This window comes from Streptococcus mitis, assembly GCF_047459985.1.
Classification (GTDB): domain Bacteria; phylum Bacillota; class Bacilli; order Lactobacillales; family Streptococcaceae; genus Streptococcus; species Streptococcus mitis_DZ.
The window spans coordinates 1-22,593 of record NZ_JASHHD010000017.1 but is presented as its reverse complement, the minus strand read 5'-3'; the positions used below and the strand labels follow the sequence as shown (position 1 = coordinate 22,593).

The window sequence follows — 22,593 nt, the reverse complement described above, 5'->3', positions numbered from 1 at the left end:
CTATAAAACCAAGCATTATTAAAACCAGTAGAACTTACCTTGACACGGATTGCCACTGGTTTTTAGGGTTTTTATCAGACTAACTTCCACTTGAATTAGCGATGGAACTTAGTTTAGGAATTTAGCAAAAATTTCATAGAAAACTATGTTTATGAAGAAAAAATCACCTTTTCTTGATTTTTAATCCTATTTGCTGTATGATAAGGGAAAAGAAAGGGGGACAGAAATATGGCTTTTACCAATACCCACATGCGGTCGGCTAGTTTTGGCATTGTTACCAGCTTACCTGATGATGTTATTGACTCTTTTTGGTATATTATTGACCATTTCCTAAAAAATGTCTTTGAATTGGAAGAAGAACTCGAGTTTCAATTGCTCAATAACCATGGAAAAATCACCTTCCATTTTTCAAGTCAACACCTCCCTACAGCCATTGATTTTGACTTTAACCACCCTTTCGACCCTCTTTATCCGCCAAGAGTGCTGGTTTTAGACATGGATGGTAGAGAAACTATCCTCCTCCCAGAAGAAAATGACCTATTTTAAAAACTCTAGCCTTCAGTTACAAACGACTGAAAACTAGAGTTTTTCTATTTTTTCAAAGCATCATACAAGTTGCGAATAGGTTGATTTAATGTAGGATGGATAAAATGAGGCGCAATTTCTTGAAGAGATTCAAGAACAAAAAGGCGTTCCGCTATATAGGGATGAGGCAAGATGAGGTTGTCTGTATAAATGACCTGGTCCTCCACAAAGAGCAAGTCCAAGTCAATCAAACGGGGTCCCCAATGCACTTCTCTCACCCGTCCCATCTCTGACTCAATGGCTAACAAGGTCTCTAACAAGACTGGAGCAGGCAACCAGGTTTCCACCTCAACCACTTGATTGGCAAAGCTATCCTGCTCCACACCACCCCAAGGTTCCGTCGTCAAGACACTGGACTCTTTGAGAATATGGATGCCACGAAATCGCATTTTCTCAATGGCTTGCTTCAAGTTTGCTTGCTTATCCCCCATATTGCTTCCTAGAGCAATAAAAGCCCGTTGCTTACGGCGATGAATGGTTACCGAGCAAGTATCTAGTGGCAAATGCACTGGCGCCCAAGGTTTTTTGAGTTCCAACTTAATTTCTTGGACAAGAGGATAGGCCTCAAAAGTACGTTCTACCAGTTTATAGGCTACCGTTTCAATCAAATCCTCAGTTGTTTCCTGAAACCAAGTCGTCCACTGCTGACACAATTCTCCGTAATGGACAGAGGCTGTTAAATCCAAGTCTGTAGCCGCCTTAGTCATATCATAGGATAGGATGGCTGAAACGACAAACTTCTGCCCCAATTCTTTCTCACTGGGAAAAAGACCATGATAGGCAAAAATTTCCAAATCCTTAATCTGCAGTTGATCCATAACTAGTCCTTTCTAGAAAAATCCGCCCAAAGCGGATTCTTTTTTATAGCCCCATTAAACGATAAGCCTGGTCGCGGAGGTCCTTATCTGTTTCAAATAGACCACGAGCTACTGTCGTCAAGGTTGCAGTACCTGGTTTTCTGACACCACGCATGCTCATACACATATGTTCCGCCTCAATAACAACAAAGGCTCCTTTAGCGCCTAGATACTCCATCAAGGCATCGGCCACTTCGATATTCAAACGTTCTTGAATTTGTGGTTTTTTTGAATAAACTTCAACCGTACGGGCTAGCTTAGATAAACCTGCCACACGGCCATCTGGGATGTAGGCAATATGCGCTTTCCCATAAAATGGCAAGAAGTGGTGCTCACACATAGTGTGGAAAAAGATATCCTTTTCTACTACCATGTTATCATCGATAATCTCAAAGGATTTTGATAAATGTTCTTCCGCCGTTTGACCAAGACCTGAAAAAATCTCTTGGTACATACGAGCTACACGAGCAGGTGTTTCCTGCAAGCCCTCGCGATTTACATCCTCACCAACTGCTTCGATGATCATTTTTACAGCTTCTTCAATCTTTTGTGTATCCATTCTCTAATTTTTCCTCTCCATCAGATAGGCTCTCACTTGGCTCAAGAAATACAAGGAGCCCGTAACTATCCTAACTGTTTTTTTCTCTTCATTTTCTGTTATTTTTTGATCTAGAAATTCTCTCCAACTTTGATAGTTGAGATTTCTAGAATGGGCTGCTTCTTTTAGCACCTCTTCGTCAGTCGCCCGATCATCCTCAAAGTGAGTGAGGATCAGTTCCGTATCTGGCAAAGTGTCTAATAAGTCTAACATGTCCTCTAAAGCCTTAGTTTTAATACAAGTAAAGAGGATTGCCTTATGATAATCCGCAAATCGTTCTTGCAATGTTTCTACTAAAGCCTTGATAGCATGGGGATTATGGGCCCCATCCAAAATCATCAAGGGTTCTCTAGACACGACTTCCAAACGCCCCGGCCAACTTGTTTCTTCCAAAGCTTGAGCAAGCAAGGTATTAGCTGGTAACTCTCGACCATCCTCTTGACAAAAAGTATCAAGTAAAGCTATGGCCATCCCAGCATTCTCAATCTGGTGTAAACCAAGCAGGCCAGTCTGGAAGTGACCTTGTCTGAGAGAACTTGTATAGTCAAAAACTTCCCCTGTCACCACACTCTTTTGATGACGAACCTGATAATCTGTCCCGTAGGCAAGTCTCGGCGCATCTTTCCCTTCCGCAATGCGGTCAATCACAGCCAAAGCTTCTGGAGCCATACGACCTGTCACCAAGGGAATTCCTCGTTTGATAATCCCAGCCTTCTGCTCTGCTATGGCTTCCAAGGTGTCACCAAGTAGGGCTACATGGTCCAGTCCAATGGTTGTGATGCCTGTTAAAATGGGCTGGCAAACATTAGTACTATCCAAAAGTCCACCCATACCCACTTCCATGATGGCCACATCTACTTGCTCTGAAGCAAAGTAGTCATAGGCCAAAGCTGTGATAATCTCGAATTCTGTCGTTCCTCGCAAGGCTTGAGCATGCTCCCCTTCAAGTAGTAAACGATAATCCGCCATCAAGGACTCTAATCTTGCTTCTGGGATAGATTCCCCATTAATGGCAATCTGGTCGGTATAATGAATCAGATAGGGTGAGCTAAAGACTCCAACTCTTAGCCCCATCTTTTCCAGCATATTTTTCAAAAAGGCTATAGTAGAGCCCTTGCCATTGGTTCCTCCGATGTGGATAACCTTAAGCTTAAGATGGGGATTGCCTCGTAAAGCTAAAAGCTCTACCATTCTTTCCAAACCAAAGTGCGGTTGGTCTGTCCGGTAGTGGGCAATCCACTGATTGGTTTCGTTTTTATTCATCTTACTTATATTGTTTCAAATCTAAATTTTCCGCATGGTCTGCTAGACGGATAGCAGACGCAATTTCAACCGCCATCTTGTGGCTGGCTACATCGTGCACGCGCACCACTTCCACACCTTGTCTAGCAGCGATACTAGTCACATGAGCCGAAGCCGTATCACGATTTCGGAAACCAATTTCTGTCTCAGGATTGACTTCAAAACCATTTTCTTCAAGGATATTGATGACAAACCGCTTGCGCGACACTCCAAGAAAGATTGGATAGCCTTTCTGATGTAGTCTATCCAGGTCCCGTAAAAGAAGCAGATTTTCTTTCTTAGTCAGCCCAAAACCAATTCCTGGGTCCAACAGGATATTTTCTTGTGCAATCCCAGCTTGATTTGCTCTCGCTAGTGCTCGTTCAAAGAAAGCCTCCATCAACTCTTCGATTGGCAGTTTTTCAAAGGTAGCTAATTCTTCCTCTGTAAAAGCTTGACCAAATCCAAAATGAGGGAATATGAGCGAGCTAGGGTGATGAGGTCGAGCCATGACTGGATTAAACATGATGACCACTTTCGCTCTAGCCTTAGCTACCACATGAGCCATTTTTTCATCACCCATGAGTCCAGTAATATCATTGACTAGATTAGCACCAGCAGCCAAAGCAGCCTCTGCTACCTGACTTTTCCAAGTATCGATGGAAATAAGGACATCACTTTCCTTGCGAATAGCTTTGATCACTGGAACAACACGCTGGATTTCTTCTTCTATCTCAACATAGCTACTTCCCGGCCGAGTTGATTCTCCACCGATATCAAGCATGCTGGCTCCTTCTGCTATCAATTTACGAGCCTGCTGGAGCGCCTGCTCAAGAGCAAAAAATTGACCACCGTCCGAAAAGGAGTCTGGGGTTACATTAATAATTCCGCAAATAGCTGTCTTTGCGTGATTGGCTTTACTTGACATATTGGTCACTCCCTCAAGGCTTTTCACCATATTATTTCTCTATTTTACCATAAAAAGAAAAAGATGGACACGATTGCATTCATCTTTCTCCCAGTAGAAACAAGCAAGCAATTGTCAAATATCTTAAACAGAAATCCCTAATGTCCGACTCATGATTACCACAAGAGCCAACAAACAGAAGGCCACCCCATTAACAATCATGTGAAGCAAGATAGACATTTCCAAACGTTGGGTCTTGTAAGCTGTCCAAGATAGAACGATTGACATACCTCCATAAATCAATAAAGAAGGTAAATTACTTGGTTGATGCAATAAAGCAAACACAATCGTACCAACTACAAATCCCCAACTCTCCTTGCCTCGAAAAATCTTTTTAGGAACAATCCCCCGGCACAAGATTTCCTCACAAATCGGAGCAAGCAAGGCTAGCAAGAAGAAACTGGAAATCAGAGAACTATTCTGAACCATAGCATTAACCTGAGACTGGTTACCTGTTGTCGTCTCATTTGACAGTTGCAACAGGATCGAACCAAGTATATTTGACCCGATAATAACTAAATAACTTAATCCCAATCGTGCCAAATCCTTAGCTCTAAAAAAAGAAAAATTAAAACTTGCTAATTGCGTTTTACGAGCTCCAATAATAAATAGTGCCAGAACCACAATCGAAATACCAGCAACTATCAGTCCTGACTGTAACAGTGGTACTGCATTTAAAGTTAAAATAGCAGTAACCCCTATAGGAATCTGATATAAAATTGTCGCCAGCAAAAAGATTAACAGCCAGCCTGCACGATTCAATAATTCTTTCCACATATTTTTCTCTTTCATCACCTATCTCCTTTGTATTAAAAAAGGGGGAAAAGCCCCCTGGGTTATCCTATTATAAGGCCATGCTGATATAGTTAAGGATAAACAAGGCATCCAAAATCCAAATCATTACATGAACATCTTTAGCTTGACCTTTTACAAGCTTAGTCAAAGTGTAAGTCAAGAAACCAACTGCAATCCCTTGAGTGATAGAGTAGCTGAATCCCATAAAGATTGATGTGAAGAAAGCAGGAACAGCTTCAGCCATATCATCCCAATGAATATTTTTCAAGCTAGCCAACATCATAATCCCAACAATAATTAAGATTGGAGCTGTAGCAGATGTTGGTACGATAGCGAGAAGTGGGCTAAAGAAGCTTGAAATTGCAAAACAGATAGCTACAACCAAGGCTGTCAAACCAGTACGTCCACCTGCACCGATACCTGCAGCAGACTCAACATAAGTCGTTACGTTTGAAGTACCAGCTACTGCACCAATTGTTGTAGCAATTAAATCAGAATAAAGAGCTTTGTCCAATTTAACTGATTCCTTGTTCTCACCTTTAGAAGCAATGATTCCAACTTTTTCACCAGTACCAATTAGAGTACCAATTGTATCGAAAATATCTGTCAACGAGAAGGCAAGAATAGCCATAAGCGTTTCAGGTAAGCGGGCTGTATCTGAAATCAAAGCTCCCAAACCTTCTGAACCAAGAGCTGCACCAAAAATTTTCTTCAAATCTTCTACCGCAGCACCCAAGTGATTATTTGAAAAATCAATGCTAGACAAATCAACTAAACCAACTGCAATAGCAAGAACAGTTGTTGTTAAGATAGAAAGGATAATCCCTCCCTTAATCCCTTTAATGACAAAGAAGATAGTAATAGCAAGTCCTGCAAGAGCTACCAAAACAGCTGGAGTATTGAAGTCAACCAATCCTGGAACTGCTGAAGCATTTGCTGCAATCGTTGCTTGAGCTTTGTCAGCCCCTTCTCCTAAAACAGTATAGTTACCTGGATCAATCGTAAATTTCAAAAGTCCAGCATTCTTAATTCCCACGTAGGCAAGGAAGACACCGATACCGGCTGAAATAGCTGAACGAAGAGCAGTAGGAATGGATTCAATAATCATTTTGCGTACATTTGTCAAAGTAATAATCAATGAAATGAGACCACAAATGAAGACCATAGCCAAAGCTTCTTGCCATGAATAACCAAGTCCAAAGACAACTGTAAAGGTAAAGAAGGCATTCAGTCCCATACCTGGCGCTTGGGCATATGGTAAGTTGGCATAAAAAGCCATCATAAGAGTTCCTACCACAGAACCAATGATCGTTGCTAGGAAGACACCCTGAGCAGGCATTCCTGTTTGCGAAAGAATTTGCGGATTTACAAAGAGAATATAGCTCATTGCAAAGAAAGTTGTTAAACCAGCGAGAACTTCTGTACGAACGTCTGTACCGTTCTCTTTTAGTTTAAATAATTTGTCCATTATCAATCTCCTTTTAATTTTTACGAACAATAATAGAATTATATCATTTATCATTCACTTTTTCAATATCTTTGTTTGATTTATTTAAGAATTTGATAGAATTTCATTTTTGTTTGGAATCTGCTTTTCTGTCTGCTTTTTGTTATAATAGTAGACATCTTATACTCAATGAAAATCAAAGAGCAAACTAGGAAGCTAGCCGCAGGCTGCTCAAAGTACAGCTTTGAGATTGCAGATAAAGCTGACGTGGTTTGAAGAGATTTTCGAAGAGTATTATCTGGAAAGACACTAGAAAGGTCCATATGACGAAAAAAATTATTGCAGTTGACCTGGATGGAACCTTGCTCAACTCAGACAGTCAGATTTCTGACTTTACCAAAGAAACCATTAAAAAAGTTGCTGAAAAAGGCCATCAGGTTATTATTACCACAGGTCGCCCTTACCGCATGTCAAAAGATTTCTACCGTGAACTAGGCTTAGACACTCCTATGGTTAATTTCAACGGCTCCCTTACTCATTTACCAGACCAAGTTTGGAACTTTGAAAAGTGTTTGACCGTAGACAAAAAATATCTGCTAGATATGGTTCAACGTTCAGAGGACATTCAAGCTGATTTTATCGCTGGAGAATATCGGAAAAAGTTCTACATTACAAATCCTAATGAAGAAATTGCCAATCCTAAACTATTTGGTGTAGAAGCTTTCCAGCCTGAAGATCAATTTCAGCCTGAGTTGGTAACCAAGGATCCTAACTGTATCCTCTTGCAGACCAGAGCCAGTGACAAGTACGCACTAGCAAAAGAAATGAATGCCTTCTACCAGCATCAACTATCTATCAATACCTGGGGAGGTCCGCTCAATATCCTTGAATGTACCCCCAAAGGCGTCAATAAGGCCTTTGCTTTGGACTACTTGCTTAAGGTAATGAACCGTGATAAAAAGGACTTGATTGCTTTTGGAGATGAACACAATGATACCGAAATGCTAGCTTTTGCTGGAAAAGGTTATGCCATGAAAAATGCCAATCCAGACTTGCTCCCCTATGCGGATGAGCAAATCTCCCTGACCAATGACCAAGATGGGGTTGCCAAAACCCTGCAAGACTTATTCTTATAACCTTTGCTGACCAGCTTGCGAGCTGGTCTTTGTGCTCTTTTCACAGTCTCATCAACCAGTTAATCGATTATTCTACTTTTTGCCTCCAAAACCTTGGAAAAGGCTTTCTTTTGTGATATAATTCACATATAAATACAAGAGAGCTCGTCACACTCGACTCTGTTGATACAAAATCAATCCAGTCCTGTCTCTCCTGCTCTCAGTTAATATCAAGGAGGATAGCTATGAAAGCTGTTGTTGTAAATCCAGAAAGCACTGGTGTTGCTATTGAAGAAAAAGTACTCCGTCCACTTGAAACTGGGGAAGCACTTGTAGAAATTGAATACTGTGGTGTTTGCCACACTGACCTCCACGTTGCCCATGGTGACTTCGGTCAGGTACCAGGACGTGTCCTAGGACATGAAGGTGTTGGTATCGTTAAAGAAATTGCGCCAGATGTGAAAAGCCTTAAAGTCGGTGACCGTGTCAGCGTCGCTTGGTTCTTTGAAGGATGCGGCACTTGCGAATACTGTACAACTGGCCGTGAAACTCTTTGCCGTACAGTAAAAAATGCTGGCTACTCAGTAGACGGTGGTATGGCTGAACAATGTATCGTAACTGCAGACTATGCCGTCAAAGTTCCTGATGGACTTGATCCAGCCCAAGCTTCTTCTATCACATGTGCTGGTGTAACAACCTATAAAGCTATAAAAGAAGCAAAAGTTGAACCTGGCCAATGGGTTGTTCTTTACGGTGCTGGTGGACTTGGAAATCTAGCTGTTCAATATGCTAAAAAAGTATTCAATGCTCATGTCATCGCAGTTGATATCAACAATGACAAACTTGCCCTTGCAAAAGAAGTTGGTGCTGATATCGTGATTAATGGTCTTGAAGTCGAAGATGTTCCAGGCCTTATCAAAGAAAAAACAAACGGTGGCGCTCACTCAGCTGTCGTAACTGCTGTATCTAAAGTTGCCTTCAACCAGGCTGTTGACTCAGTTCGTGCCGGTGGTCGCGTAGTCGCTGTTGGTCTTCCTTCTGAAATGATGGAACTCAGCATCGTTAAAACAGTTCTAGATGGAATCCAAGTCATCGGGTCTCTTGTAGGAACTCGTAAAGACTTGGAAGAAGCCTTCCAATTCGGTGCAGAAGGTTTAGTAGTTCCAGTTGTTCAAAAACGTCCAGTAGAAGATGCTGTTGCAATTTTCGATGAAATGGAAAAAGGGCAAATCCAAGGACGTATGGTACTTGATTTTACCCACTAATTTGATAAAAACCTATTTTAAAAGTTGGAATGCGCTTCCAACTTTTTTATATTAAATTTTTAAATATGGATTCAAGAACACCTTTTAAAAACTTAATATGTCAACATTTTCAAAGAAAACCTTTTAAATTTTTTATGTTAAATAGTTGCTTTTTATATGAAAACGGTTTATACTAATCTAGTCTTAAAGTTTTCTTAAACGAAAACTAAAACAAAAAAGGAGGAATGACAATAATGAGTATCGGAATCATTATTGCGAGCCACGGCGAATTTGCTGCGGGTATTCATCAGTCAGGATCTATGATCTTTGGTGAACAAGAAAAGGTTCAAGTTGTAACCTTTATGCCAAACGAAGGTCCTGATGATCTATACGCTAAGTTTAATAACGCTGTTGCTGCATTTGACGCAGAAGATGAGGTTCTAGTTTTGGCTGACCTTTGGAGTGGATCTCCATTTAACCAAGCTAGTCGCGTGATGGGAGAAAATCCTGAGCGTAAGTTTGCCATCATCACAGGACTTAACTTACCGATGTTGATTCAAGCCTACACAGAGCGCCTGATGGACGCTGCTGCAGGTGTAGAAAAAGTTGCTGCGAATATCATTAAAGAAGCCAAAGATGGCATCAAAGCTCTTCCAGAAGAGCTCAATCCAGCTGAAGAAGTTGCAAGTGCTGCAGCTGCTCCAGTTGCCCAAGCTGCTATCCCAGAAGGAACTGTTATCGGGGATGGTAAATTGAAAATCAATCTTGCTCGTCTTGACACACGTCTCCTTCACGGTCAGGTTGCAACTGCTTGGACTCCAGATTCAAAAGCAGACCGTATTATCGTTGCTTCAGATAACGTTGCCAACGACGATCTTCGTAAGGAATTGATTAAACAAGCAGCTCCAAATAATGTCAGAGCCAATGTGGTTCCAATTCAAAAATTGATCGAGGTTTCAAAAGACCCACGCTTTGGAGAAACACATGCCCTTATCTTGTTTGAAACACCTCAAGATGCCCTCCGTGCTATCGAAGGCGGTGTACCAATCAAAACTCTTAACGTAGGATCTATGGCTCACTCAACTGGTAAAACAATGGTCAACAACGTATTGTCAATGGACAAAGAAGACGTTGCTACATTTGAAAAAATGCGTGACCTTGGTGTTGAATTTGACGTACGTAAAGTACCAAACGACACGAAAAAAGATTTGTTTGACTTGATTAGCAAAGCTAACGTTCAATAATTTACATTAAATAGAAAAGGAATAAAACCATGTCAGATATTTCAATCATTTCTGCTATCTTGGTTGTAGTTGTTGCCTTCTTCGCAGGTCTTGAAGGTATCCTCGACCAATTCCAATTCCATCAACCAATCGTAGCATGTACCCTTATCGGGCTTGTAACTGGTAACCTCGAAGCTGGGGTTATGCTTGGTGGATCCCTTCAAATGATTGCCCTTGGTTGGGCTAACATCGGAGCTGCCGTTGCTCCTGACGCTGCTCTTGCTTCTGTTGCTGCTGCAATCATCATGATTAAAGGTGGTAACTTTACTACTGAAGGTATCGCAGTCGCAACTGCAACTGCAATCCCTCTTGCCGTAGCTGGACTTTTCTTGACTATGATTGTTCGTACAATCTCAGTTGGTTTGGTTCACACTGCTGACGCTGCTGCTAAAGAAGGAAACATTGCAGCTGTTGAACGCGCTCACTACTTTGCCCTTGTTCTTCAAGGTCTTCGTATCGCGATTCCTGCAGCCTTCCTTATTGCTATCCCTGCTTCTGCTGTTCAAGATGCTCTTAAATTGATGCCAGACTGGTTGAACGGTGGTATGGCTGTCGGCGGTGCCATGGTCGTTGCCGTTGGTTACGCTTTGGTTATCAACATGATGGCTACTCGTGAAGTATGGCCATTCTTCGCTATCGGTTTTGCTCTTGCAGCAATCTCTCAATTGACTTTGATTGCCCTTGGTGTCATCGGTGTTGCCCTTGCCTTCATCTACCTCAACCTTTCTAAACAAGGTGGAAACGGTGGCGGAGGAGCTGCAACTTCTAACGATCCAATCGGTGATATCCTAGAAGACTACTAGAAAGGGGAACAATCATGGCTGAAAAAATTCAATTATCAAAATCAGATCGCCAAAAAGTTTGGTGGCGTTCACAATTCCTTCAAGGTTCTTGGAACTACGAACGTATGCAAAACTTGGGTTGGGCTTATTCTTTGATCCCAGCTATCAAGAAACTTTACACTAAAAAAGAAGACCAAGCAGCTGCTCTTGAGCGTCACCTTGAATTCTTCAACACTCACCCATACGTAGCTGCTCCAATCATGGGGGTTACTCTTGCACTTGAAGAAGAACGCGCTAACGGTACTGAAATCGATGACGCTGCTATCCAAGGTGTTAAGATCGGTATGATGGGACCTCTTGCTGGTATCGGTGACCCAGTCTTCTGGTTTACAGTTCGTCCGATCCTTGGTGCCCTTGGTGCATCACTTGCTGCAACTGGTAATATCGTTGGACCACTTCTCTTCTTCTTTGGATGGAATGCAATCCGTATGTCTTTCCTTTGGTACACACAAGAGTTTGGTTACAAGGCTGGATCTGAAATCACTAAAGACATGTCAGGTGGTATCTTGAAAGACATCACTAAAGGAGCTTCAATCCTTGGTATGTTCATCCTTGCCGTTCTTGTACAACGTTGGGTATCCATCAACTTCACTATCAACCTTCCAGGTAAACAATTAGCTGAAGGTGCCTACATCAACTTCCCAGAAGGTCCTGTATCAGGTGCTGAATTGAAAGGTATCCTTGGTCAAGCACTTGGTGGATTGAGCCTAGATAAGATTCAACCACAAACCCTTCAAGGTCAGTTGAACTCATTGATTCCAGGATTGATGGGACTTCTCCTTACTTTCCTTTGCATGTGGTTGCTTAAGAAAAAAGTATCACCAATCTCAATCATCCTTGCACTCTTTGCAGTAGGTATCGCAGCTCGTTTCTTCGGTATCATGTAATCAAGCAATTTAAAAGGAACCAGGTTCTAAGCCTGATTCCTTTTTTCTATGCTTTTATTCAGCCAATGCTCCCATTGGATCCCAAGGTGCAAGCACAATTGGTTCTGCTTCATAGGCAGCTTGTTCTTCGGTTGTTAACAATTCTTTACGGACAACGATTTGATATGTGTATTCGTCCATCCAAGCGTCTGAGGCAACAAAATAACCATCTGTACCGACCTTGTCTCCCCATGAGTTTTCAACCTTCCACTTGGTTGACTTGCCATTTTCGTCCAAATCAACACCTGTCAAGACCATAGCGTGGGTCATTAAGCTTTCGCTGTAGTCCAAACGTCCAGCCTTGTCCTGAGTGAGTTTAATGTCCATGCTTGATTCAAAGTCATAAACATCTGTCGCAAGGATTCCTGCTTTACGATTGCTGAGCTGGCCGACATCTGAACCAAACCAAACAGTCTCTCCTGTTTGCATTTGGGCAATGGCCAATTCTTTCAAGCGTTCCATCGGTACGTTGATGTAGCGAACTGCACGGCTTCCAACGACATTTCCCAACATCTCAACTGTATATGATTTACCGTATGGTTTATCAGCAGTTGGAGCATTGATCACAGAAACGTAGTCTTCTAGTGGAAGGTCAACGTATTTCTTGTAAAATTCTTGTGGGGTGATGCCCTTTTCGCTTTGGTAGTTGTTATCCTTATCGCGATAAGCAAAGTCAAACTGACGTGGTGGAAGTCCTAGTGACATGGCAAGGAAATTAAAGATTTCTTGCAAGAGGTCTTCTTTCTTAGCTTGAACAGTCGCTTGGTCTGCACCAGAAGCCAAGAGGTCACGCAAGATTTGAGCATCTTGACGAAGCAATTTGTTAAGGATTGCATTGAGCTCACGGCTACTGCTAGATGAAACAGACTCTGGATAAACAGACTTAGGAACGACACCATATTTCTCAAAGAGAGAAACTACCATATCCCACTGACCACCATCTTGTTGTGGAGTTTGGAGTAGGAAGCTAACCTTGCGGCTTGTCAATTCTTGGTCAGCAGTCGCAATGACTTGCTCCAAGAACCAGTTAGATTTTTCATATTTGTCCCAGAAGAAGGTGTGGGCTTGTGACAATTCAAAGTTTTCAAGTTTGTATTGAGAGATGAGTTTGTGGCGGAAAGTATTGAGGGCCGCAAACATCCAGCAACGACCAGAAGCCTTTTGGTTAGTGACCTTGTCCTTTGTCAAATCAAGTGAGAAAACAGGTGTGTTGTCTACATGGCTTTGGCGACGCTCAAGGGCTGCAAAAATTCCATTGTGGCTAGCTGCATTTTCGATAGCTTGGTATTTTACATTTGCTTCATAGTTGGCAAATAATTTATCTGTAAATGATTCTTGAATCGCGTTCATAGATTCCTCCTTTTATTCTACAGTCTATTATAACGCTTTTCACAAAGGAAGCAACTGAAAAACATAAAAGGCAAGGAGATTGTCCCTCACCTTTCCTAAGATAAAGCAAATTAAGCAATACTAGCAAGAAGATTTTCTAATTCCTCCTTGGTCAAGCGACGCCATTCTCCTCGTTCTAAGTTCTCATCCAAGGCTAAAGTGCCCATAGCCAAACGTTGTAGGTCCACCACTTCCTTGCCACAGTAGGCCACCATCCGTTTGACCTGGTGGAATTTCCCTTCTGCAATGGTCACACGGATTTGGCTTTGATTCTTTTCTGGATCTATGGATACAAGCTCCAATCTAGCAGGTTGACAAGTAAAGTCTTTGAGAGGAATTCCCTTGGCAAATGTCTCCACATCTTCTTGGGTCATCATTCCCTTGACCTGAGCCAGATACGTCTTGTCCACATGACGCTTAGGTGAAAGAAGAGCATGGGCCAACTGACCATCATTAGTCAAGAGCAAAAGACCATGCGTGTCAATATCCAGGCGCCCTACTGGGAAAACTTCCTTGCTCCGAGCCAAGTCGTCCAACAAGTCCAGAACGGTTCGGTGCTTGGGATCCTCAGTCGCTGAAATAACACCTTGGGGCTTGTTCATCATGTAATAGACAAACTCTTCATACTCCAGTACTTGCCCATCAAAGCGAATCTCATCTCTTTCTTCATCAACCTGCAATTTAGCTGATTTTTCTTTTTTACCATTTACCGTCACACGCCCAGCCTTGAGCAAGTTTTTGACCTCAGTTCGGCTCCCCACAGCGCAGGCAACTAAAAATTTATCTAATCTCATAGAACTATTATACCACACTAAAAAGGAGGCTGGTTCAATGACCAACCTCCTTTTCGTCTCATACTCTTCGAAAATCTCTTCAAACCACGTCAGCTTCACCTTGCCGTAGGTATGGTTACTGACTTCGTCAGTTCCATCTGCAACCTCAAAACAGTGTTTTGAGCTGACTTCGTCAGTTCTATCTACAACCGCAAAGCAGTGCTTTGAGCAGCCTGCGGCTAGCTTCCTAGTTTGTTTTTTGATTTTCATTGAGTATCAGCTTTAGGAAATTAACTTCCTCGTCTCCAAAAAATAGCTAAAACAATCATGGCACCTAAAATTGCTGGGATAATAGCTGTTCCTGATAAAACTGGCCCCCAAGTTCCAAAGAGCAAGTGACCCAGAAAGGCACCAATCCAACCGAGAAACATTTTTCCAAAGCAACCCATACGTTCTCCACGATTGGTCAAAGCACCTGCCAAGAATCCCACTAGGAGACCAACAAACATACTTCCTATCATCTTGGCTCCTTAATTTGCCCAATCTCCGTTACGGAAGAGAGGCACACGTGTCCCATCCTCACGAATACCATCGATATCCATTTGGTTAGAACCAATCATAAAGTCAACGTGAACATCTGAACGATTAAGCCCTGCAGCTTCCAACTCCTCTTCGCTCATCTCTGCTCCACCAACGACACTAGTTGCGTAAGCTGCACCGATAGCCAAGTGGTTTGAAGCATTTTCATCGAAAAGAGTGTTGAAGAAGGTAATGCCTGATTGTGAAATTGGACTTGGATCTGGTACCAAGGCACATTCACCTAAGGCACGCGCACCAGCATTTTCAAAGACAAGGTCTTTCATGACCTGGTCACCCTTCTCAGCAGTGATATCTACGATTTGTCCATCCTTAAAGGTCACCTTAATGCCTTCAATGATATTTCCGTTATAGCTTAGTGGTTTTGTAGAGGTTACATAACCATCTGCACGACGGAAGTCAGGCGCTGTGAAAACTTCCTCTGTCGGCATATTTGGTAAGAATCCTTCGCTCTGTGCATTGACAGCCCCAGCTGATTCCCAAACATGGTTCTTTGGCAAACCAAGTGTCAAATCTGTCCCTGGCGCTGTGTAGTGAAGGGCTGAAAATTGTTCTTTATTGAGCATATCTGCCTTGCTCTTAAGAATGGCTGCATGCTCTTCCCAAGCCTTAACAGGATCTTCTTCGTAGACACGGCAAGTTTTGAAGATTTGGTCCCAAAGGAGATCGACTGCTTCCTCGTCGCTCGCAGCATTTGGGAAGACTTTCTTAGCCCACTCAAGTCCAGCAGCGGCTGCCACAGTCCAGCTAACCTTGTTGGATTGAGTTGCGATACGCATTGGCTTCATGGCAAGTCCCATGGCTTTAGCAGAAGCTGACAGCTTATCAGCGTCCACTCCATTCAAGGCACCCGGATCAGATGAACGAACTCCAAGACGACTAGCCTTCTTCTCCAAAAGATAGTTCATCTCAGCAATCTTGTATTCTGGCACATTGTCCAGACGCTCCATCGGCGCGTGGAGGAATTTTTCGCGGTTAATGACATCATCTGTCCACTGAACAATAACCTCATGCGCACCCAAGGCATAAGCTTCCTTTACTATTAGATGCGCCAACTCACGTTGCTCCACATCGATAGAAAGGGCTAAAGTATGCCCAGGTTGCACGTTAATTCCGTTCGCAACCAACAATTTCGCATATTTTTCTAAATTTTCTTTAAAATTTGGTAAAACCATTCTGTTTTCTCTTTTCTATATTTTTTAGTTTTTATTCAAAGCAGAGAGTAGCCCTGCTAGTGCAATAGCACCTGACAATAGTGCTGTTGGTAGAAGAATTGTCTGATCAGCAAGTTCTAATTGATATTCAAATACCTTCTCAGCAGTTTTATCTTCCGCAAAAATTCTTAGTTTCATGAAATGTCTTTTCTTATTCTTCATTCTCTCCTAAATAAAGACGTCGTGCTTCTGAACTATTTGTGAGGATATCTATATAGGTTTCATAGTTATCTGGTAGAGGCTTTCCTAAAGAGATATCTTGTTCTGGATTTATATTTTTCCCACAAAGAAAGCAAAGATAGAGACGTTCGTTGAGTGTTGGAAATACTTCAATAGACATGAGTTCAGCCTGACCTACCCGATCCCAATCCTGTTCTTTGATATCTGATATGATATAGGATTGGAAGAGTCCCATAAGTGGATTATCTTCTGGTAGTCCACTGTCTTTATCCGCCAGAACTAAAGAACACCGTCTACCAAAACCAGCAAGTTGGCGCTCCCTTCCCTTTACCGAAACAGTAATAGGATGACCTCCAATATGACTATAGATCCATTCTTTGGGTAATCCATAATCTAACAGGGGCTCAAGATTTTTAACAATCGTTATAGGACTGTAGCGTAGAAACTGGCGAGTAACAGCCTTACAAAAGAGGACATCCTCCTCTTTCAAGGTCACACCCTTCCAGTTATTTTCCTCGTTAAAATGGTTAAAAAATACTAGATAGGGTTCTCGCACCATTTGCGCTAAGACATAAACGCCATTTCGTAAGCGTATGGAAATAACTTTCCCTGATTTCCAGGGTGTTGCTCTTTTTTTCTTTAGCATCAATAACCAACCTCAAACCTACACAAGGCATTTCATACTATTAAAACAACTCATCAAACAAACTCAACTGATTATCCTCTGGCATATTGCCGAGAATACCCATTTCATCCATCTTTTCAACCAAGGTTGATGAGAGCCCGCCGCGTTTTCGTAGTTCTGTTTTAGAGAGGAATTCTCCCTCTTGACGCGCACGAACCAGTTGCTTGGCAACGTTCTCTCCCAGACCATCCATAGCAACAAATGGCGGAATGAGGGTATCCCCATCGATGAGGAACTCTGTCGCCTGACTACGGTAGAGATCGAGTTTGCCAAACTTGAAGCCACGCTCCCACATCTCATTAACAATCTCAAGAGTTGTATAGAGATCGATTTCCACATTAGAGGCTTCATTGTTCTTCCGCTTTTCAGCAATTTCTTCCATTCTGCGCTTGATAGCATCCAAGCCCGCCCCCATGGTCTTGATATCAAAAGCCTTAGCACGGATTGAGAAGTAAGCACAGTAGTAATAAATAGGATGATGGACCTTAAAGTAGGCTACACGCAAGGCCATCATAACATAGGCAGCCGCATGGGCTTTAGGGAACATGTACTTGATTTTCCCGCAGGATTCGATATACCACTCGGGCACCTTATTGGCCTTCATAGCTTCGATATAGCCATTTCGCTCCTCTTCAGAAATCTTTAGCCACAAGCCCTTACGTACCCGTTCCATGATGGTAAAGGCCATCTTAGGTTCGAGACCAGCATGCATGAGATAAACCATGATGTCGTCCCGACAACCGATAACAGTTGATAGGTCCGCAATCCCTTGTTTAATCAAATCTTGGGCATTCCCCAGCCAAACATCGGTACCGTGGGACAATCCAGACAACTGTAGCAACTCCGCAAAGGTCGTCGGGTGGGTTTCGTCGACCATGCCTCGGACAAAGTTTGTTCCAAACTCTGGAATCCCCAGCATGCCCGTCGGAGTTCCGATTTGCTCAGGTGTCACACCAAGTACATCAGTCCCAGAAAAGAGTGCCATCACGCCTTCATCATCCATAGGGATTTCATTAGGGTCAATACCAGACAAATCCTGAAGTTTCCGAATCATGGTCGGATCATCATGTCCCAGTACATCGAGTTTGAGGACGTTCTCATCAATATCGTGGAAGTTAAAGTGAGTGGTCTGCCATTCAGCCGTGACGTCATCCGCTGGATACTGGACAGGCGTAAAATCATAGACATCCATATAGTTCGGAATAACAACGATTCCCCCTGGGTGTTGTCCTGTTGTCCGCTTGACACCAGCTGCACCTTGAGCGAGGCGCTCCACCTCTGCATCACGATAAAACTTGCCATAGTCTCGCTCATAGCCCTTGACAAAGCCATAAGCGGTCTTAGCAGCCACCGTACCAACCGTTCCTGCACGGAAGGCATATTCCTCACCAAAGATATCACGCACATCCAAGTGGGCACTAGGCTGATCTTCTCCCGAGAAGTTCAAGTCAATATCGGGAACCTTGTCTCCATCAAAACCAAGGAAGGTCTCAAACGGAATATCCTGCCCATTTTTGCTGAGTTTGTGACCACATTTAGGACAGTCCTTATTGGGCATATCAAAACCTGAACCGTACGAACCATCGGTGATAAACTCACTGTACTGACACTGACCACAAACATAGTGAGGAGAGAGAGGATTGACCTCTGTAATCCCAATCATGGTCGCAACAAAACTGGAACCGACAGATCCACGAGAACCAACCAAGTAGCCTCGTTCATTGGAACGTTGTACCAGCATCTGGGAAGCCAGATAAATCACGGCAAATCCATTCCCCAGAATAGAAGTCAGTTCTTTTTCAATCCGCAAATCAACGATATCCGGTAGCGGATTTCCATAAATCTCAAAAGCTTTCTTATAGGTTAATTCGGCAACCGTTTCTTCAGCCTTGTCAATGAAAGGCGTGTACAAGTCACCCTTAACGACCTCAACGGTTTCAAATATTTCTGCCAAGGCATTGGGATTTTCAATAACCAGTTTACGAGCCAGTTCCTCTCCCAAGAAGGCAAATTCATCCAACATCTCATTAGTCGTTCTGAAATGTGCCTTCGGTAAAGGAGCTGGTTGGGCATATTCCCCATGACCAATGGTTCGGTTAATCATCGCCCCCTGTCCCAAACTACGGACGATAATTTCACGATATATCTCTTCTTCTGGTTCGATATAGTGGACATTTCCCGTAGCCAGAACAGGTTTACCAAGACGATCGCCGACCTCGATCAAACTCTTGATAATGGTCTGGAGCTCTTCCATATCCTTGACCTGCTCCTTAGCAATCAAAGGAGCATAGATGGCAGGTGGCATGACCTCGATAAAGTCATAATACTTAGCCACCTCGATCGCCGCATCCACACCTTGGGAAACGACCGCATCAAAAATTTCACCCTCTGAACAAGCTGATCCTAAAATCAAGCCCTCCCGATGGGCGTCTAGAACCGTTCTTGGAATCCGTGGCACTCCTTCAAAGTACTTAGTATTAGACAACGAGACTAGCTTAAAGATATTTTTTAGCCCTACTTGATTCTTAACATAAATTGTCGCATGTTTGATCCGAGCTTTTTTATAAGAATCTGGACTAATCAAATCAATATTGAGTCTAGCCAAATCAGTCACACCATGTTTTTCTGCTACCTCTTTGATAAAGATGAAGAGTAGGCGACCTGTAGCTTCCGCATCGTAGTTGGCCATGTGGTGATGTTCTAGCGCCACCCCAAAACGCTTGGTCAAAGGTCCCAAACCATGACGTTTATACTCAGGATAGAGGTTTCTCGCAAACTCAAGCGTATCGATAACTGGCTGACTAATTTTAGGAAGACCATGACGCTCATAGTTGGCATTCATAAAGCCAACGTCAAAGGTCGCATTGTGAGCGACTAGGACAGTATCCTTACAAAATTCTTGGAATTCCTGCAAAACTTGTTCCAGTGGTTTGGAATTTTTGACATGATCATCTGTAATTCCAGTCAACTCAGTAGTAAAAGCTGATAGTGGATGCCCAGGATTGATAAATTCATCAAATTCAGCAATAACATTCCCCTTGTACATCTTAGAAGCCGCAACCTGAATCAAGTCATTATAGATAGCTGAAAGACCCGTCGTTTCTACGTCAAAGACCACATAGGTCGCTTCCGACAAGTCCATCTCCACTTCGTTATAGACGATAGGAACTCGGTCCTCCACGATATTGGCCTCCATACCATAGATCAGCTGGATTCCTGCTTTCTTAGCCGCCTTATAGCCATGTGGAAAGGACTGGACATTCCCATGGTCCGTGATGGCAACCGCCTTGTGTCCCCACTTAGCAGCTGTCGCAACGATTTCTTCAACCTCTGGCAAAGCATCCATGGTCGACATGTTGGTATGGGCATGAAACTCAACACGACGCTCACCTTCTGGCATCAAATCCTTTCGCTCATAATGAACAACTTCCTGCACATCCTGCACGTTCATAGTCAAATCGCGTGTGAAGTTATTCATCTCCACATTCCCACGAACTCGTAGCCAAGAATTTTTCTTAATTAGATCAAATTTTTGAGCCTCTTCCTCGTTCTTAACCCACTTTTGCATAGAAAAACTTGAAGTATAGTCCGTCATTTTAAAGTTAATCAAAACGCGCCCTGTTCTGGTCACTTTTTGCTCCACATCAAAAACAACCCCTTCAAAGACCAGACGATTTTCCTCAGTCGTCACTTCGATCATAGGAGTAATCTCCGCCTTGTCCAGCTTTGGTTTAGCTGCAGGTTTTTTCGCTTGAAAATCAAAGGCTGATTTCTCATCCGCTGGAGGTGGTGCCATCTGTTCTAGTTGTTCCATAGCACGAAGCGCTTCTTCATTGGCAGCTTGAACAATCTGCTCATTTTCAGCATGAAAGGCCTCTTCCTGCTCCTGGGTCAGGGCATCATTCTTCTCTACTTGACAGTTAAAAGTTGGAAAACCAAACTTTTCAAGTTGTTTAGCTAAATTAGGAAGATGATTCTTCTTAAAATGTTCCTTATCAATCGCCTCAGAGCCTTCAATAAATAGTTGATTCCCCTCAGCACGAACTTGCAAATTCTGATAAAGCGATTTAAAACCTTGACTAGCACATGACCCCTCAGAAAAAGCCTCTCTATAATAGGCCTGCAAGAGTTGATTTGAAAATTCTTGAGACAGAGCCTTGATTTCGAAAACAGCTTTATTGCCTGTCTTAGAAAATTCCTCACTCAAACCTTTCTTTAATTCTAAGAAGATTTCAATCGGTAAAATATTAGAAAATACGAAATGAAACTCCCATACCTTACTAATTTTATGAACCACAACTCGCTCAATATCAGCCTTTGATAAAGCAGGATCCTGTCTCATTTCAGCAGGCATCCCCAGTTGATTCATCAAAATTTCAAAACTATTTGACATTCAATTTCCTCACATTATTCTCCTACTATTTTACCATATTTAAAAAAATATATAGCTAGTATCCTTCCTTAAAGACTGCTACTTTCGACAAATACTCCTATAATATTTATAGTGAGTAACTCCTATTTGTATATTATAGAGTCTATTTTGTTGGGCTCTATAATATTTGTAGTGGGTAAATCTCCTATGGATATTATGGAGCCTATTTTTGTGTAGAAAAAAGTTCCATATGACCTATAATGAAAAGCGACAAAACAACTCATTAGAAAGATTCATATAGAACAATTACATTTTATCACAAAATTGCTTGACATTAAAGACCCTAATATCTAATTTATGGATATCATCAATAGGGATACACAAAGAAATCATCCCCAAGCTGGAGGTGACGAATAATCTCACCAAACTTATCAAACGCAATGCCTTTGGTTTTCGGAACTTTGAAAACTTCAAAAAACGGATTTTTATCGCTCTGAACATCAAAAAAGAAAGGACGAAATTTGTCCTTTCTAGATCTTAGCTTTTCTTAAAGCCACTACAGATGTTAAGTATAAAAAAAGATACCTTAAGTATCCAGAGAATTAATCGGGAAGACAGGATTCGAACCTGCGACACCTTGGTCCCAAACCAAGTACTCTACCAAGCTGAGCTACTTCCCGAGTTAAATAGAAAAAATGCACCCTAGAGGAGTCGAACCTCTAACCGCCTGATTCGTAGTCAGGTACTCTATCCAGTTGAGCTAAGGGTGCTCATTATATTATGCCGAGGACCGGAATCGAACCGGTACGATCGTTACCAATCGCAGGATTTTAAGTCCTGTGCGTCTGCCAGTTCCGCCACCCCGGCCTCTCTAAGCGAACGACGGGATTCGAACCCGCGACCCCCACCTTGGCAAGGTGGTGTTCTACCACTGAACTACGTTCGCATCGACCTCTTGGTTATATTAAAAAAATGCCGGCTACATGACTTGAACACGCGACCCTCTGATTACAAATCAGATGCTCTACCAACTGAGCTAAGCCGGCTTATTTCTATTATGCGGGTTAAGGGACTTGAACCCCCACGCCGTTAAGCGCCAGATCCTAAATCTGGTGCGTCTGCCAATTCCGCCAAACCCGCAATGATGACCCGTACTGGGCTCGAACCAGTGACCCATTGATTAAAAGTCAATTGCTCTACCAACTGAGCTAACGAGTCTAAAATAACTTCCGTTATCTTAAACGGTCCCGACGGGAATCGAACCCGCGATCTTCGCCGTGACAGGGCGACGTGATAACCGCTACACTACGGGACCTATGGGAGTTAACGGGATCGAACCGCTGACCCTCTGCTTGTAAGGCAGATGCTCTCCCAGCTGAGCTAAACTCCCTTTAGCTAAGCGACTTCCATATCTCACAGGGGGCAACCCCCAACTACTTCCGG

General features: G+C 42.7%; 19 protein-coding genes, 9 tRNA genes and 1 pseudogene. 7 read left to right on the top strand and 22 right to left on the bottom strand.

Translation table 11 applies throughout. The features are described 5' to 3' along the window. Positions 1 to 228 precede the first annotated feature (228 nt). Positions 229 to 546, top strand: a complete 318-nt coding sequence (locus QM959_RS08530; protein WP_033681210.1) for a DUF960 domain-containing protein — start codon at positions 229 to 231, stop codon at positions 544 to 546. Between the two features lie 44 nt (positions 547 to 590). Here the strand turns inward: QM959_RS08530 and folB are convergent, their stop codons facing one another. The 6 genes from folB to QM959_RS08500 form a co-directional block, all read right to left on the bottom strand. Next, positions 591 to 1,403 carry a dihydroneopterin aldolase gene (gene folB / locus QM959_RS08525; RefSeq protein WP_247935627.1) on the bottom strand — a complete coding sequence of 271 codons (813 nt, stop codon included), beginning with the start codon at positions 1,401 to 1,403 and terminating at the stop codon, positions 591 to 593. A gap of 43 nt (positions 1,404 to 1,446) precedes the next feature. Continuing rightward, positions 1,447 to 2,001 carry a GTP cyclohydrolase I FolE gene (folE, locus tag QM959_RS08520; RefSeq protein WP_075228722.1) on the bottom strand — a complete coding sequence of 185 codons (555 nt, stop codon included), beginning with the start codon at positions 1,999 to 2,001 and terminating at the stop codon, positions 1,447 to 1,449. Positions 2,002 to 2,004: 3 nt separating this feature from the next. Next, positions 2,005 to 3,303 (bottom strand): bifunctional folylpolyglutamate synthase/dihydrofolate synthase, encoded by a 1,299-nt coding sequence (locus tag QM959_RS08515; protein WP_414372670.1) that lies wholly within the window; start codon positions 3,301 to 3,303, stop codon positions 2,005 to 2,007. 1 nt (position 3,304) lies between these two features. Beyond that, positions 3,305 to 4,279 carry a dihydropteroate synthase gene (folP, locus tag QM959_RS08510; protein ID WP_414372668.1) on the bottom strand — a complete coding sequence of 325 codons (975 nt, stop codon included), beginning with the start codon at positions 4,277 to 4,279 and terminating at the stop codon, positions 3,305 to 3,307. Between the two features lie 93 nt (positions 4,280 to 4,372). Continuing rightward, positions 4,373 to 5,080, bottom strand: a complete 708-nt coding sequence (locus tag QM959_RS08505) for a CPBP family intramembrane glutamic endopeptidase (RefSeq protein ID WP_247935624.1) — start codon at positions 5,078 to 5,080, stop codon at positions 4,373 to 4,375. 52 nt (positions 5,081 to 5,132) lie between these two features. Further along, positions 5,133 to 6,551 (bottom strand): NCS2 family permease, encoded by a 1,419-nt coding sequence (locus tag QM959_RS08500; RefSeq protein ID WP_247935623.1) that lies wholly within the window; start codon positions 6,549 to 6,551, stop codon positions 5,133 to 5,135. Between the two features lie 302 nt (positions 6,552 to 6,853). Here QM959_RS08500 and QM959_RS08495 point away from each other — a divergent pair, with 302 nt between their 5' ends. The 5 genes from QM959_RS08495 (at position 6,854) to QM959_RS08475 (ending at position 11,901) form a co-directional block, all read left to right on the top strand. Next, complete coding sequence (locus QM959_RS08495) at positions 6,854 to 7,666, top strand: Cof-type HAD-IIB family hydrolase (protein ID WP_414372666.1); 813 nt, start codon at positions 6,854 to 6,856, stop codon at positions 7,664 to 7,666. A 224-nt stretch (positions 7,667 to 7,890) separates the two neighbouring features. Continuing rightward, entirely contained in the window at positions 7,891 to 8,910 is a 1,020-nt protein-coding gene (adhP, locus tag QM959_RS08490; RefSeq protein ID WP_414372664.1) for an alcohol dehydrogenase AdhP, read from the top strand. A 233-nt stretch (positions 8,911 to 9,143) separates the two neighbouring features. Next, a complete protein-coding gene (locus QM959_RS08485; protein ID WP_414372662.1) occupies positions 9,144 to 10,133 on the top strand; it encodes a PTS sugar transporter subunit IIB in 990 nt (329 codons plus the stop codon). Between the two features lie 29 nt (positions 10,134 to 10,162). Next, positions 10,163 to 10,975, top strand: coding sequence for a PTS mannose/fructose/sorbose transporter subunit IIC (locus QM959_RS08480; RefSeq protein ID WP_004250648.1), 813 nt, complete (start codon positions 10,163 to 10,165; stop codon positions 10,973 to 10,975). Between the two features lie 14 nt (positions 10,976 to 10,989). Next, on the top strand, positions 10,990 to 11,901 hold the full coding sequence (locus tag QM959_RS08475) for a PTS system mannose/fructose/sorbose family transporter subunit IID (RefSeq protein ID WP_414372660.1): 912 nt from the start codon (positions 10,990 to 10,992) through the stop codon (positions 11,899 to 11,901). Between the two features lie 54 nt (positions 11,902 to 11,955). On the opposite strand, the gene pepC is transcribed toward QM959_RS08475, so the two are convergent. The 7 genes from pepC to QM959_RS08440 form a co-directional block, all read right to left on the bottom strand. Next, positions 11,956 to 13,290, bottom strand: coding sequence for an aminopeptidase C (pepC, locus tag QM959_RS08470; RefSeq protein WP_414372658.1), 1,335 nt, complete (start codon positions 13,288 to 13,290; stop codon positions 11,956 to 11,958). Between the two features lie 110 nt (positions 13,291 to 13,400). After that, positions 13,401 to 14,123 carry a pseudouridine synthase gene (locus QM959_RS08465; protein WP_414372673.1) on the bottom strand — a complete coding sequence of 241 codons (723 nt, stop codon included), beginning with the start codon at positions 14,121 to 14,123 and terminating at the stop codon, positions 13,401 to 13,403. A 269-nt stretch (positions 14,124 to 14,392) separates the two neighbouring features. Next, positions 14,393 to 14,623, bottom strand: coding sequence for a GlsB/YeaQ/YmgE family stress response membrane protein (locus QM959_RS08460; RefSeq protein ID WP_070480143.1), 231 nt, complete (start codon positions 14,621 to 14,623; stop codon positions 14,393 to 14,395). A 9-nt stretch (positions 14,624 to 14,632) separates the two neighbouring features. Beyond that, a complete protein-coding gene (locus tag QM959_RS08455; protein WP_414372656.1) occupies positions 14,633 to 15,874 on the bottom strand; it encodes an aminopeptidase in 1,242 nt (413 codons plus the stop codon). 24 nt (positions 15,875 to 15,898) lie between these two features. Beyond that, complete coding sequence (locus tag QM959_RS08450) at positions 15,899 to 16,051, bottom strand: hypothetical protein (protein WP_414372654.1); 153 nt, start codon at positions 16,049 to 16,051, stop codon at positions 15,899 to 15,901. Between the two features lie 13 nt (positions 16,052 to 16,064). After that, the gene (locus QM959_RS08445) at positions 16,065 to 16,739 is read right to left on the bottom strand and encodes a hypothetical protein (protein WP_414372653.1); all 675 of its coding nucleotides are present in this window, start codon (positions 16,737 to 16,739) and stop codon (positions 16,065 to 16,067) included. 40 nt (positions 16,740 to 16,779) lie between these two features. After that, on the bottom strand, positions 16,780 to 21,171 hold the full coding sequence (locus QM959_RS08440; RefSeq protein ID WP_414372651.1) for a PolC-type DNA polymerase III: 4,392 nt from the start codon (positions 21,169 to 21,171) through the stop codon (positions 16,780 to 16,782). Between the two features lie 376 nt (positions 21,172 to 21,547). Here QM959_RS08440 and QM959_RS08435 point away from each other — a divergent pair. Then, positions 21,548 to 21,691: pseudogene (locus QM959_RS08435) on the top strand (transposase); the annotation flags it as partial. Positions 21,692 to 21,756: 65 nt separating this feature from the next. Here QM959_RS08435 and QM959_RS08430 read toward each other — a convergent pair. The 9 genes from QM959_RS08430 to QM959_RS08390 all read right to left on the bottom strand — a co-directional run bounded on the left by QM959_RS08430 (position 21,757) and on the right by QM959_RS08390 (position 22,540). Beyond that, positions 21,757 to 21,830 (bottom strand) — tRNA-Pro (locus QM959_RS08430). A 16-nt stretch (positions 21,831 to 21,846) separates the two neighbouring features. Then, positions 21,847 to 21,920: transfer RNA gene (locus tag QM959_RS08425), tRNA-Arg, on the bottom strand. Positions 21,921 to 21,931: 11 nt separating this feature from the next. Beyond that, positions 21,932 to 22,017, bottom strand: a tRNA-Leu gene (locus QM959_RS08420). 7 nt (positions 22,018 to 22,024) lie between these two features. Next, positions 22,025 to 22,096: transfer RNA gene (locus tag QM959_RS08415), tRNA-Gly, on the bottom strand. Between the two features lie 27 nt (positions 22,097 to 22,123). Continuing rightward, positions 22,124 to 22,196: transfer RNA gene (locus QM959_RS08410), tRNA-Thr, on the bottom strand. Between the two features lie 12 nt (positions 22,197 to 22,208). Beyond that, positions 22,209 to 22,290 (bottom strand) — tRNA-Leu (locus QM959_RS08405). 5 nt (positions 22,291 to 22,295) lie between these two features. Next, positions 22,296 to 22,368: transfer RNA gene (locus QM959_RS08400), tRNA-Lys, on the bottom strand. A gap of 24 nt (positions 22,369 to 22,392) precedes the next feature. Further along, positions 22,393 to 22,465: transfer RNA gene (locus QM959_RS08395), tRNA-Asp, on the bottom strand. A 2-nt stretch (positions 22,466 to 22,467) separates the two neighbouring features. Next, positions 22,468 to 22,540 (bottom strand) — tRNA-Val (locus QM959_RS08390). Positions 22,541 to 22,593 lie beyond the last annotated feature (53 nt).

What these genes read in the sequence shown, in the direction of transcription:
- QM959_RS08530 (WP_033681210.1), top strand. Translation starts at nt 229, where the DNA reads ATGGCTTTTACCAATACCCACATGCGGTCGGCTAGTTTTGGCATTGTT.
- folB (WP_247935627.1), bottom strand. Translation starts at nt 1,403, where the DNA reads ATGGATCAACTGCAGATTAAGGATTTGGAAATTTTTGCCTATCATGGT.
- folE (WP_075228722.1), bottom strand. Translation starts at nt 2,001, where the DNA reads ATGGATACACAAAAGATTGAAGAAGCTGTAAAAATGATCATCGAAGCA.
- QM959_RS08515 (WP_414372670.1), bottom strand. Translation starts at nt 3,303, where the DNA reads ATGAATAAAAACGAAACCAATCAGTGGATTGCCCACTACCGGACAGAC.
- folP (WP_414372668.1), bottom strand. Translation starts at nt 4,279, where the DNA reads ATGGTGAAAAGCCTTGAGGGAGTGACCAATATGTCAAGTAAAGCCAAT.
- QM959_RS08505 (WP_247935624.1), bottom strand. Translation starts at nt 5,080, where the DNA reads ATGAAAGAGAAAAATATGTGGAAAGAATTATTGAATCGTGCAGGCTGG.
- QM959_RS08500 (WP_247935623.1), bottom strand. Translation starts at nt 6,551, where the DNA reads ATGGACAAATTATTTAAACTAAAAGAGAACGGTACAGACGTTCGTACA.
- QM959_RS08495 (WP_414372666.1), top strand. Translation starts at nt 6,854, where the DNA reads ATGACGAAAAAAATTATTGCAGTTGACCTGGATGGAACCTTGCTCAAC.
- adhP (WP_414372664.1), top strand. Translation starts at nt 7,891, where the DNA reads ATGAAAGCTGTTGTTGTAAATCCAGAAAGCACTGGTGTTGCTATTGAA.
- QM959_RS08485 (WP_414372662.1), top strand. Translation starts at nt 9,144, where the DNA reads ATGAGTATCGGAATCATTATTGCGAGCCACGGCGAATTTGCTGCGGGT.
- QM959_RS08480 (WP_004250648.1), top strand. Translation starts at nt 10,163, where the DNA reads ATGTCAGATATTTCAATCATTTCTGCTATCTTGGTTGTAGTTGTTGCC.
- QM959_RS08475 (WP_414372660.1), top strand. Translation starts at nt 10,990, where the DNA reads ATGGCTGAAAAAATTCAATTATCAAAATCAGATCGCCAAAAAGTTTGG.
- pepC (WP_414372658.1), bottom strand. Translation starts at nt 13,290, where the DNA reads ATGAACGCGATTCAAGAATCATTTACAGATAAATTATTTGCCAACTAT.
- QM959_RS08465 (WP_414372673.1), bottom strand. Translation starts at nt 14,123, where the DNA reads ATGAGATTAGATAAATTTTTAGTTGCCTGCGCTGTGGGGAGCCGAACT.
- QM959_RS08460 (WP_070480143.1), bottom strand. Translation starts at nt 14,623, where the DNA reads ATGATAGGAAGTATGTTTGTTGGTCTCCTAGTGGGATTCTTGGCAGGT.
- QM959_RS08455 (WP_414372656.1), bottom strand. Translation starts at nt 15,874, where the DNA reads ATGGTTTTACCAAATTTTAAAGAAAATTTAGAAAAATATGCGAAATTG.
- QM959_RS08450 (WP_414372654.1), bottom strand. Translation starts at nt 16,051, where the DNA reads ATGAAACTAAGAATTTTTGCGGAAGATAAAACTGCTGAGAAGGTATTT.
- QM959_RS08445 (WP_414372653.1), bottom strand. Translation starts at nt 16,739, where the DNA reads ATGCTAAAGAAAAAAAGAGCAACACCCTGGAAATCAGGGAAAGTTATT.
- QM959_RS08440 (WP_414372651.1), bottom strand. Translation starts at nt 21,171, where the DNA reads ATGTCAAATAGTTTTGAAATTTTGATGAATCAACTGGGGATGCCTGCT.